General features: G+C 59.4%; 11 protein-coding genes. 6 read left to right on the top strand and 5 right to left on the bottom strand.

The window, feature by feature from the left end; translation table 11 throughout:
* Positions 1-6 precede the first annotated feature (6 nt).
* The 4 genes from AC3WMV_RS13910 to AC3WMV_RS13925 all read right to left on the bottom strand — a co-directional run bounded on the left by AC3WMV_RS13910 (position 7) and on the right by AC3WMV_RS13925 (position 3,175).
* Positions 7-786, bottom strand: coding sequence for an ABC transporter permease (locus AC3WMV_RS13910; protein WP_027612336.1), 780 nt, complete (start codon positions 784-786; stop codon positions 7-9).
* Positions 783-1,715, bottom strand: coding sequence for an ABC transporter ATP-binding protein (locus AC3WMV_RS13915; RefSeq protein ID WP_027612335.1), 933 nt, complete (start codon positions 1,713-1,715; stop codon positions 783-785). Before AC3WMV_RS13915 ends, AC3WMV_RS13910 begins: the two co-directional genes overlap by 4 nt.
* A gap of 133 nt (positions 1,716-1,848) precedes the next feature.
* A complete protein-coding gene (locus AC3WMV_RS13920) occupies positions 1,849-2,472 on the bottom strand; it encodes a glutathione S-transferase family protein (RefSeq protein ID WP_103369232.1) in 624 nt (207 codons plus the stop codon).
* Positions 2,473-2,515: 43 nt separating this feature from the next.
* On the bottom strand, positions 2,516-3,175 hold the full coding sequence (locus AC3WMV_RS13925) for a transglutaminase-like domain-containing protein (RefSeq protein ID WP_097088478.1): 660 nt from the start codon (positions 3,173-3,175) through the stop codon (positions 2,516-2,518).
* A gap of 248 nt (positions 3,176-3,423) precedes the next feature.
* On the opposite strand from AC3WMV_RS13925, the gene AC3WMV_RS13930 reads away from it, so the two are divergent.
* Together AC3WMV_RS13930 and AC3WMV_RS13935 are read left to right on the top strand one after the other, a co-directional pair.
* Positions 3,424-5,871, top strand: a complete 2,448-nt coding sequence (locus tag AC3WMV_RS13930) for an acyl-CoA dehydrogenase (RefSeq protein ID WP_103369233.1) — start codon at positions 3,424-3,426, stop codon at positions 5,869-5,871.
* A gap of 89 nt (positions 5,872-5,960) precedes the next feature.
* Positions 5,961-6,368, top strand: coding sequence for a PA2817 family protein (locus AC3WMV_RS13935; RefSeq protein ID WP_103369234.1), 408 nt, complete (start codon positions 5,961-5,963; stop codon positions 6,366-6,368).
* Positions 6,369-6,468: 100 nt separating this feature from the next.
* Here the strand turns inward: AC3WMV_RS13935 and AC3WMV_RS13940 are convergent, their stop codons facing one another.
* The gene (locus AC3WMV_RS13940) at positions 6,469-7,467 is read right to left on the bottom strand and encodes a LysR family transcriptional regulator (protein WP_027612331.1); all 999 of its coding nucleotides are present in this window, start codon (positions 7,465-7,467) and stop codon (positions 6,469-6,471) included.
* 90 nt (positions 7,468-7,557) lie between these two features.
* Here AC3WMV_RS13940 and AC3WMV_RS13945 point away from each other — a divergent pair, with 90 nt between their 5' ends.
* From AC3WMV_RS13945 to AC3WMV_RS13960, 4 genes are all read left to right on the top strand, one after another.
* Entirely contained in the window at positions 7,558-8,184 is a 627-nt protein-coding gene (locus AC3WMV_RS13945; RefSeq protein WP_103369235.1) for an alanyl-tRNA editing protein, read from the top strand.
* Positions 8,185-8,274: 90 nt separating this feature from the next.
* Complete coding sequence (locus tag AC3WMV_RS13950; RefSeq protein WP_047600411.1) at positions 8,275-9,045, top strand: 2OG-Fe(II) oxygenase; 771 nt, start codon at positions 8,275-8,277, stop codon at positions 9,043-9,045.
* Position 9,046: 1 nt separating this feature from the next.
* Positions 9,047-9,685: a LysE family translocator gene (locus tag AC3WMV_RS13955; protein ID WP_096797798.1), complete on the top strand. Its 639-nt coding sequence runs from the start codon at positions 9,047-9,049 to the stop codon at positions 9,683-9,685.
* 199 nt (positions 9,686-9,884) lie between these two features.
* Positions 9,885-11,624 (top strand): dipeptidase, encoded by a 1,740-nt coding sequence (locus AC3WMV_RS13960; RefSeq protein ID WP_103369236.1) that lies wholly within the window; start codon positions 9,885-9,887, stop codon positions 11,622-11,624.
* Positions 11,625-11,828: the final 204 nt, after the last annotated feature.

Raw genomic sequence — 11,828 nt, forward strand, 5'->3', positions numbered from 1 at the left:
TTCGGATCAGGTCCGCATCCCGCGCCCACTCACCAGCAACCGCGCACAACCGAGGTACAACACCACCGTCGCCACCAGCATGAAGGTGATTGCGATACCGATGCGGATATCCGATACGCCAAGAATGCCGTAACGGAAGGCATTGACCATATGCAGCACCGGGTTGGCCAGCGACACGGTCTGCCAGAACGGCGGCAGCAAGGTGATCGAGTAGAACACGCCACCGAGGTAGGTCAGCGGGGTCAGCACAAACGTCGGGATGATCGAGATGTCATCGAAGTTGCGCGCAAACACAGCGTTGATGAAGCCCAGCAGCGAGAAGATCGTCGCGGTCAGCACCACCACAAGGATGGTCACGCCCAGGTGATGCACCTGCAGATGAGTGAAGAACAACGACAGAATGGTCACGATGACCCCGACCATCAAGCCACGCAGCACGCCGCCAATGGTGAAGCCGATCAGAATCGTGTGCGGCGACACCGGCGAGACCATCAGTTCCTCGATGGAACGCTGGAACTTGCTGCCGAAGAAGCTCGAGACCACGTTGCCGTAGGAGTTGGTGATCACCGACATCATAATCAGCCCCGGCACGATGTACTCCATGTAACTGAAGCCACCCATGCCGCCAATCTGCTTGCCGATCAGGTTACCGAAGATCACGAAGTACAGAACCATGGTGATCGCCGGCGGCAGCAGGGTCTGCGGCCAGATCCGCGTGAAGCGTTTGACCTCGCGATAAACGATGGTCTGGAGGGCGACGAGGTTGGGGCGGAACTCGGAACTCATACCGCCACCTTCGACAGATTCTTCTCTACCAGAGACACGAACAGCTCCTCGAGGCGATTGGTTTTGTTACGCAGGCTCAGCACTTCGATGTTCTGCTGCGCCAATTGAGTGAACAGCGCGGTGATGCCCATGGATTTGTCGACCTGGACTTCCAGGGTATGGCCGTCGAGCAACCGGGCGGGATAGCCGATCAATTGCGGCGCGGCGTGCAAGTCGTTTTTCAGATCCAGCAGGAAGGTCTCGACGTGCAACTGGCCCAGCAACTGTTTCATGCTGGTGTTCTCGACAATGGTGCCGTGGTCGATGATGCCGATGTTGCGGCACAGCTGCTCAGCCTCTTCCAGATAGTGCGTGGTGAGGATGATGGTGATGCCTTTCTGGTTCAGCTCGGTGAGGAACGTCCACATCGAGCGACGCAGTTCGATGTCGACGCCAGCGGTCGGCTCATCAAGGATCAGCAGGCGCGGCTCATGCACCAGGGCGCGAGCAATCATCAGTCGGCGTTTCATGCCGCCGGACAGCGAACGCGACGGCACATCGCGCTTGTCCCACAGGCCGAGCTGGGTCAGGTACTGCTCGGCGCGTTCCTTGGCGATCTTCGCCGGGATGCCGTAGTAACCGGCCTGGGTCACGACGATGTCGAAAGTCTTTTCGAACTGGTTGAAGTTGAATTCCTGGGGCACCACACCGATCGAGCGCTTGAGCGCGGCGGGGTTCTTGTCCAGGTCATGACCGAAGATATTCACCGTGCCGCTGGTCTTGTTGACCAGGGTCGAAAGAATGCCGATGGTCGTGGATTTGCCGGCGCCGTTGGGGCCGAGCAAGGCGAAAAAATCACCTTCGGCGACGTCCAGATCGATACCACTCAAGGCCTGGAACCCGTTGCCGTAGGTTTTGGTTAGCTGCCGGATGGACAGAGCGGAACTCATATCGGATTTACGCACCAAGAAGGGAAGAAAAGGAAAGATTGGGCCGGGCGGCGAACAAAACAACCACGGCGCATGAGCGCAATGGTGCTTGCCGCCGCCACACAAGTACAGTCAAGAGTGTCGATAGTTATTATCAAGTCAACGTGGTCATGACTGCTTTCTGATAGGCCGGACGCTGCTTCAGCCTTGCGTACCAAGCCTGCAGATGCGGCTGCGCGGCACGTTCGATGGGCATCTCGAACCAGGCATAAATGAAACTGCCCAGCGGAATATCGCCCATGCCGATTTCGCTGCCGGACAGATATGGCTGGCTGGCGAGGGCCTGATCGGCCATGGCCAGTAGCGCGGTGCATTCCTTGATTGCGGCGTTGATCGCCGGCCAGTCCTGCTGGTCCGCTGGGGTACGCAACACGCCCCAGAACACGGTGCGGAACGGCCCGGCAAAACTCGAGGTGGTCCAGTCCATCCACTTGTCCGCGATGGCCCGGGCTTGCAGGTCTGCCGGATACCAGGCGCTGTTCGGCGCATGTTTGGCCAGCAGGTAACGGACGATCGCATTCGATTCCCACAGCACGAAGCCGTCATCCTCGATCACCGGCACCCGGCCGTTCGGGTTCATCGCCCGGTATTTAGGCGTGTCGACCACACCAAAGGCGCCACCGGCGTCAATCGCCTCGTAGGCCAGGCCCAGCTCTTCGGCGGCCCACAGTGGCTTCCTGACATTCGATGAGTTTTTCCGTCCCCAGATCTTCAGCATGACCGCCTCTTTTCCAATGCGTGGGCAGGCAGCATACGCCGGATCAGACCCGACTCAAATCACTCTGCATATCGCCCAAGACCTTCGCCTGATGTTCGCCGAACAGATGCGGGTAGCACTTTTCCAGGTGTTCGAAAAAGAATCGCTCCGGCACATCGGCGAACTGGCCGTGATCGACCAGATATTCCATCAGCAGCGCGCCGTCACGGTTGTACGGGTGGAAAACGCTGTCGTTGATCCCGTCAAAGTCCAACGGTGCGACGTTGAACAGCTCACAAAGTTGCTGATTGAAGGCCGGCGTGGCTTTGACCCAGCGCTCGTTGAGAAACAGCTCGGTGTAGCCGTGCATGGCAAACACATCGCTGCGCAGCAGTTCCAGCAGACGCGGGGTCGACAGGTGATTCTTGACGTCGGCCAGACCGATGCGTGCGGGAATGCCGCAATGCCGTGCGCACCCGGCCAGCAATGTGGCCTTGGGCACGCAATAGCTTTCCCCGGTGGCCAGCGCATAGCTGCCGCACAGGGTTTGCGGGTCGAGGCTGAAGGTATACGGGTTGTAGCGCACCGCTTCACGCACGGCGTAATAGAGACTGATCGCCTGCGCGAGCGGGTCGCGGCTGGCACCACGCTGTTGTTCGGCGAACTCCACCACCGCCGGGTGGTCACTATCGATGAAGCGGCCGGGGCTCAGATACTCGCGCATGACGATGTTCTCCTGGGTGAGCCCCGAGTCTAGCGACAGCTCAAGCACAGAGATAACGACGTTTCGGCCAAACATGCACGCAAAGACGCGGGAACGGCGAACGATTTCCTACGGGTGTTGCCCACCGAACCTACGAAAACCATCCGGGGTTTCCCACGAGTTCAATCACCATGTTCTGACCACCCCGTTTTACAGATGCCGTCTAAGCTCTGGAGGGTCGGTTTGCCTTGGTTCACGGAGGATTACATATGCTGTTGTTGTGGATACTGGTTCTGATCGTCGGTGTGGCGTATCTCGCCCACCGCCGCATCGCCCCCCTGCCCGCGTTGGGTATCGTCGCCGTATACCTGCTGGCGATGGGCATTTTCAGCCATGCCCCGGGCTGGTTGCTGCTGGTGTTGTGGATCGTGCTTGCTGTGGTGGCCGCGCCGTTGTTGCTGCCTGACCTGCGCCGCAAACACTTCACCGCGCCGCTGTTCAACTGGTTCCAGAAAACCCTGCCGCCGATGTCGCAGACCGAACGCGACGCGATCGATGCCGGTACCGTGTGGTGGGACGGTGAGCTGTTCAGCGGGCGTCCGGACTGGGACAAGTTGCTGTCCTACCCGAAAGCGCAACTGAGCGAAGAGGAACAGGCCTTTATCGACGGCCCCACCGAAGAACTCTGCGCGATGGTCACTGACTGGCAGATCGGCCAGTCGATGGACCTGCCGCCAGAAGCCTGGAGCCACATCAAGGAACACGGCTTCTTCGCCCTGATCATTCCCAAGGAATTCGGCGGCAAGGGCTTTTCCGCCTACGCCCACTCGCAAGTAGCAATGAAACTCGCGACCCGCAGTGGCGACCTCGCCTCCACCGTGATGGTGCCCAACTCCCTCGGCCCGGCCGAACTGCTGCTGCACTACGGCACCGATGAGCAACGCAATCATTACCTGCCGCGGCTGGCCCGTGGCGACGACATTCCGTGCTTCGCCCTTACCGGCCCGCTGGCTGGCTCTGATGCTGGCGCCATGCCGGACACCGGGATCATCTGCAAAGGTGAATGGGAAGGCCAGGAAGTCATCGGTCTGCGCCTGAACTGGGAAAAGCGCTACATCACCCTCGGCCCGGTCGCGACCCTGCTCGGTCTGGCCTTCAAGGCTTATGACCCGGAGCATCTGCTGGGCGATAAGGAAGATCTCGGCATCAGTCTGGCGCTGATCCCCACCGATACACCAGGAGTGGAAATCGGCCGTCGTCACCTGCCACTGGGTGCCGCGTTCATGAACGGCCCGAACTCGGGCAAAGACGTGTTCATCCCGCTGGACTACCTCATCGGTGGCCAGGAAATGCTCGGCAAGGGCTGGATGATGCTGATGAACTGCCTGTCGGTCGGGCGTTCGATCTCGCTGCCGGCAGTCGGCACTGGCGCGGCCAAATTCACCAGTCTGGTGACCGGTCAATACGCGCAGATTCGTGAGCAGTTCAACGTCCCGTTGTCGGCCTTCGAAGGCATTCAGGAAGCCATGGCGCGCATCGGCGGCAACGCCTGGATGATGGACGCCGCGCGCATGCTCACCGCCAACGCGGTGGATCTGGGCGAGAAACCATCGGTACTGTCGGCGATCCTCAAGTATCACCTGACCGAACGCGGCCGCGAGTGCATCACCCACGCCATGGACGTGCACGGCGGCAAGGCGATCATCATGGGTCCGAACAACTACCTCGGACGCAGCTGGAACGGCGCACCGATCTTCATCACCGTGGAAGGCGCGAACATCCTCTCGCGCAACCTGATGATTTTCGGTCAGGGCGCCATTCGTTGCCATCCGTTCGTGCTCAAGGAAATGGCCCTCGCTGGCCGCGAAGACAAAGAACAGGCACTGAAAGAATTCGATGGCCTGCTGCTCAAGCACATCGGTTTTGCCGTCGGCAACGCCGCCAGCACCCTGGTGCTGAACCTGGGCTTCGGCCACTTCGAACATGCACCCGGGGACAGGATCAGTCAGGGCTACTTCCGTGCACTCAACCGTCAGGCAGCGGCTTTCGCCATGCTGGCGGACTTCAGCATGATGTTGCTGGGTGGCGAACTGAAGCGCCGGGAACGCCTGTCCGCACGTCTTGGCGATGTGTTGAGCAACCTGTATCTGGCCTCCGCTGCGCTCAAGCGTTATCACGACCTGGATTCGCCGGCGCATATGGAGCCGCTGTTCCGCTGGGCCATGGAAGAAAGCCTCGGCCAGTCGGAACGGGCGCTGGATGAGCTGCTGAGCAACTTCCCGAACAAAGTGTTTGGCTGCCTGCTGCGGGTGATCGTGTTCCCGTTCGGACGTCGCCATAAAGGCCCGTCGGACAAGCTCGGCGCCGAAGTGGCAGCGGTGATCGGTCGTGCCAAAGGCGATCCGACCCTCGAAGAACTGCTCGCCGGCTGCTATCGCCCGCAGTCCGCCGACGATGCCGTCGGTGCCCTGCAACACGCCAGCGATTTGCTGAATGCCGCCCAACCGCTGCACAAAAAACTGCACACCTCGCTCAAGAGTGGTCAGGTCAAACCGGTCGCTGGCGAACACGCCATCGACGCCGCACTGGAGGCCGGGGTGCTGCAACCGCAGGAAGCACAGACCCTGCGCGATGCCGAAGCGGCACGGCGCAAGGTGATCGACGTCGATGATTTCGACAAGGAAGAGCTGAAGCAGGCTGAGGGCAAAGTCCGCTGATGCCGACGACCGTGTAGCTGTTTATTTGTGAAAAACGGGCACGAGAGCTTTATACTCCCGCGCCCGTTTTGCTCTTGAGGACTTATCTCGTGTCCAACGTCGTTGCCGATCATCTGGTTTTGCTCGACCACCTGCGCAGTATCCTGGTCGCCGTAGGTGAGGCCGAACAGGTTCCCGAAGAAAGCCATGCCTTGTTCCTGGAGCGCTTTGACGAACTGCTGGCGTCCCTGCCGATCGACCCGATCGAAAGCCAGTACCTGGGCCAGGACATCCTGACCCAAGTGATTACCCGCTATCCGCAAATTGCCCACCTGATCCCGCGGGATCTGTTGTGGTTCTTCGCTGGTGACTGCCTGCACTACTTGTCTGATGAAGAAATCGACCTGTATCAGGCACTGGAAGAACGTCGCTACGAAGCCGAACAGAACGACGAACCGTTCGACTGGAATCAGGAAAAACAGTTGCTGGCGATGTCTGCTCAGGACAGCGAGCACTGATTTAATGGTTTGAAGATCAAAAGATCGCAGCCTGCGGCAGCTCTTACAGGGAATACATGTGATTCCTGTAGGAGCTGCCGCAGGCTGCGATCTTTTGCTTTTAAAGCAGCCCCTCGCTCTCCGGCAATTCATACGCAAGCGCCAGATTATTCGGCGCCCCCGCCTTGCCCGGCTTGCTCAACGTCGGCTCCTTCTCCAGGCACTCCACCAGATAATCGATGAATACCCGCAGCTTCGGCGGCAGATAACGCGTCGGTGAATGCAGCAGCCACAGGCCGCCATGGTAGGAAGCGAGAAATGTCCACTCCGGCAACACCTGTACAATCAACTTCTGCTCAAGCGCATAGCGCGCGGTGAAATACGGCAGGCTGCCTATACCAATGTGCTGCAACACTGCCCCGAGCCGCACGCCAGTATGGTTGGCGGCATAGCGGCCACGCACGCCGACGGTCACTGCTTTGCTGCCCTTCTTGAACTTCCAGCGTGCATCGCTCGGGGTTTCCCCCAGATAGATGCAGCTGTGATTGAGCAAGTCATGCGGGTGGGTCGGCGTGCCATGTTCGGCCAGGTATTGCGGGGTGGCGCAGAGCAAATGGTCGATGGTCAGCAACTGCCGTCCGACCAGCCCGGCCGGCGGTCGATCAGTGATACGAATCGCCAGGTCGACATGATCGTCAATCAAATCAACCTGGCGGTCTTCCAGCAGCAACTCGACATCGACTTTCGGATAACGCCGCAGAAACTCAGGCATGTGCGGATGAATCACGAAACGCCCGACCGCTTTCGGCACACTGACCCGCACCAGCCCTTCCGCCTCGTGGGTGAACTGCCCACTGATCTCCATCACAGATTTGGCGGCGCTGACCATCTCCTGACAGCGCTTGAACACTTCCTCGCCACCGTCACTTAGGCGCAGTTTGCGTGTAGTGCGCTGCAGCAAACGCGTCGCCAAGGCCTTTTCCAGCCGGGAAATGCTGCGACTGATCGCCGACGGCGACGAGCCCAACTGGCGGGCCGCCTCGGAAAAACTGCCGGTCTCCACGACCTTGACGAAGATCGCCATTTCACCGAGCAGTGGCAGCGGAAGATTGATGCTCACAGCGCACAAGTCCTTTGATGTTTGAACGGATTATCACGTTATTGCACGATTCATATAATAAAAAAAGACACTTTAATAAGGGCATGGAATATGACGCTTCGCCTCTTTTTCCATAGTGATGACCTCAAGGCTAATGTGGAAGTCCTCGACTGCACGCCCCACGAGAACGAATTTGCCGTGGTGCTGCGCGCCACGCTGTTTCATCCGCAAGGCGGTGGTCAGCCTTGTGACACCGGCATGATCGGCGAAAGCCAGGTGCTGCGCGTGGTGCAGGAGCCTGACCGGATCGTGCATTACGTCGATCGCCCGGTAAAACCCGGCATGACCTGTATTCACGTGGATGAACAACGTCGCCGCTACAACACCCGCATGCATTCGGCCGGGCACCTGATCGGGCATTTCGTGCAGGCCATGGGCTGGACGCCGATCAAGGCACACCACTGGCCAGACGAAGGCCGGGTGCAATTCAAGCCGGGCGATGCCGCTCAGGAAGTCGACGCGCCAACCATTCAACACGGTATCAGTCAGTGGATCGAGCACGACCTGCCGCGCCTGACCTCACTGCGCGAAGGCGCGCGGGAAATCGGTTTTGGCGAGCTGCCGGCCTATGGCTGCGGTGGCACCCATGTACGCAGCCTGAAGGATTTGGGCACAGTCACGATCGCCTCGCTTTCGCAGAAGAAAGGCACGTTATCCGTCCACTACAGCGTGGATTAAGCTTCTCGGGCGCTGCTCCGCGCAGCGTCCGACGCCGGGGGAACCGCACTCGCCGGTTCCGTTGACTATCGATAGATGGACCTAAAAACAATGATGCTAGACGTCGAGCGTCTCGATGAGACGTGCATAAAAAAACTGGCCAACGAAGAAGTCCTCGCCATCCGCGTCAAAGGCTTCTTGCCCGAGCCGCTGGCGATCGAGATTGGCGACAAGATTCTTGCACCGGGCTTTGAGGGCTACATCAACGCGCCGAGCATCGGCCGGATCGGCATGGCGTTTTACGAGGCGGAAAACCAGCCGCTGCTGATCGAGGACTACTTCGAGCGCGCCACCCGCAACATCGCCGAACTGCGCGAGCGCTGTGCGCCCTATTCCTCGCCGGTCGACACCCTGCGCTGCATGCTCGACGAGTCGTGGCCGGCCGGCGCGCATCTGGAAAACCTCTATGGCCGCAAGATGTATGTCGGCCTGTCGCGGGTGGTCAAACCCGGCGTGTGCTTCCTCGCCCACCACGACATTTTCGCCAAGGACGCCCCGGACAGCTTTCAGGCCCGCAGCCTGGAGGCGCAGTTCGCCTGCAACGTGTACCTGAACATGCCGACCGAGGGCGGCGCACTGCAGATGTGGGACGACGACATCACCCCGGATCAGTTCGACCAGATGCGTGGCGACAGTTACGGCATCGACCCGGCGCTGCTCGGCCCACCGACCCTGGAAGTGCGGCCGGAGCCCGGCGATTTCATCATGTTCAATTCGCGCTGCATGCACTCGGTGACCCCGGGCGTGGCGGATCCGCGTCTGAGCCTTTCGTTCTTTGTCGGCTATCGCGGCAATGCTTCACCCCTGACCTTCTGGAGCTGAGATGTTATCGAACTACCTGGGCGAATTTCTGGCGCTGGCCACCATTCACTTTCTGGCCGTGGTCGCTCCCGGCCCGGACTTTGCCGTGACCATTCGCCAAAGCGTGCGCTTCGGCCGACTGGTGGGCATCTGCACCGCACTGGGCATCGGCGCCGGCATTTCCGTTCACGTTCTCTACACCTTGCTCGGCGTTGGCGCCCTGATGCACACCACGCCGTGGTTGCTGACGGTGGCCAAGGTGATCGGTGGCGCATACATCTTTTACCTCGGCATCAGCCTGATCCGCAGTAAACCGAAGACCACGCTCGAAGGCGAAAAAAGCGCTGACGAACCGCTGGTCGAGCAGTCGCTGTTCAAGGCGTTCAGCACCGGTTTTCTGACCAATGCCACCAACCCCAAGGCCACGCTGTTCTTCCTGGCGATCTTCACCACGATCATCAGCGCCAGCACCCCGCTGAATATTCAGGCGCTGTACGGGGTGTGGATGTGCTTCGTCAATGCGCTGTGGTTCGTGATCGTCGCGCTGTTTTTCTCCAGCAGCCGGGTACGCACCCTGTTCATGCGCATGGGCCATTGGTTCGAGCGCAGCATGGGCGTGATCCTGATTCTGTTCGCCGGCAGGCTGGTGCTGTCGATGTAAAAACGACACCCAAAGACAAGGCCCGGTCAGTTGCACACTGCTCGGGCCTTTTTCGTTTGTGCGCCGCTTTTGCATTTCTGTGCGACGGATCCCACTTCAGGGGCTCCCCTTCAACACCTTCGCGGTGTTAGTTTGGAAAAGATTTGTTTCAACTTTCAAACACTTCCACTCAACTGCCTGCAAAGGAATGCCCACCGCAATGAATTTTTCTCTCAAGCGACTGGCCGCTGCCAGCCTGGCTCTGGCCAGTCTTTCGTCGTTCACCCTGCCTGCCCAGGCCAACATCACCCCTGAGCAAAGTGCTGCGATCCTTAAGACCTTCAGCGATACGACGGCCAGCGATTTTCGTCAGTTTCTCGGTGCCGTAGCGAAAAGCGATCTGAGCAAGACCGACAACCTCGCCCCGGCGATCAATGGTTTTCTCGACAACAAGACCCTGACCGCCGAGCAACAGAACGAGATCAATCGCCTGCTGGGCATCTACACCCGCGCCAAGTACGGCAAAGCCGCCCTGGAGACCCTGCGCGAACTGGTGGAAATCCCGACCTTCCAGAAAGAAGGCGTGGCCCAGCACGACAATCCTGAGTTCATCAAGATCGCCGAAAAGATCAAGAACCTGGCCGAATCGTTCAACCTGAAGTTCCGCAACGTCGACAACCGCGTCTATGAAATCTCCCTCGACGGCAGCGGCGACGAAGTCGTGGGCATTCACGCGCACGCCGACGTGGTGCCGGTCACCCCGGAAAACTGGGTGCTGAAGGACGGCACCAAACTCGACCCGTTCAAAGTCACGCTGATCGGCGACCGCATGTACGGTCGCGGCACCGAGGACGACAAGAACGGCATCGTCGTCGCGATGTACGCGATGAAAGTGATCAAGGAAGAAAAGCTGCCGCTGGCACGCAACTTCAAACTGCTGGTGGACACCACTGAAGAAACCACCGGCGACGCGATCCCGTATTACTTCGAACACAACCCGACACCGAACTACAACATGGCGCTGGACGGTGGCTACCCGGTGGTTATCGCCGAGAAAGGCTACGGCACGGTCATGGCCAACTTCCCGCTGCGCAAGGCTGAAGGCAGCGGCGCAGAAATCATCTCGATGACCGGCGGCCTGGCAACCAACCAGATTCCATCGGTTTCGGTGGCGACACTCGTCACCGACAAGCCTGAGCAACTGGCTGCGAGTCTGCAGAAAGCCGGCAGCGAATACGCGAAAAAACACGGTGGTGACTTCGAAGTCGCGGCCAAGGTTGACGGCAAAGACGTCAAGCTGAGTGTCACCGGTGTGTCAGCGCACTCCTCCGAACCCGAGTCCGGCGTCAACCCGGTCGCGCGGATGCTCGACTTCATCAACAGCCTCGACGGCAAGGTGGCGCTCAAGCACAACCAGATCACCGACGCTGCACGCTATGCGTCCACCAACTGGGGCCTGGATTATCTGGGTAAAAAACTCGGCGTGGGCTTCTCCGATTCGTTCATGGGTCCGCTGACCACCTCGCTGACCTACGTCGGCGTGGACGACAAAGCCTTCAAACTGGCAGTTAACCTGCGCGTGCCGAAGGGTAAATCACCGGAGGTACTGAAGAAGGAAATCGCTGACAAACTGGCGGCCTGGAGCAAGAAATCCCACGTTGCCGTGGACTTCACTTACTCGATCGCCGAACCGATGTACCGCAATCCGGAAGGCGAATGGGTCAAGGCACTGCTGGCGGTGGCCACTGAAAACCTCGGCATGAAGCACGAGTTCGGCACGTCTGCCGGCGCGACCTCGGTGCATGAACTGCCGAACGGCGTGCAATTCGGCCTGGCCCGGCCTGAAGTGAAATACACCGGACATACCGATGGCGAGTTCAAGACGGTTGACCAGTTCCTGCTGGATCTGCAGATCGTTACTGAGATGATGGGCCGTGTCGGCCAGCTACCGAAGCTCTGATAAGGCATGGGCCCGTGATTCAGCGGGCCTGACGTGAAAACAAAAAAGGACCCGAAGGTCCTTTTTTGTTGCGTACAAAACGCTGCACAAACAAAAACGCCGATCATCACTGATCGGCGTTTTTGTGAAATTGGAGCGGGAAACGAGACTCGAACTCGCGACCCCGACCTTGGCAAGGTCGTGCTCTACCAACTGAGCTATTCC

The organism is Pseudomonas sp. FW305-3-2-15-E-TSA4 (assembly GCF_058787295.1).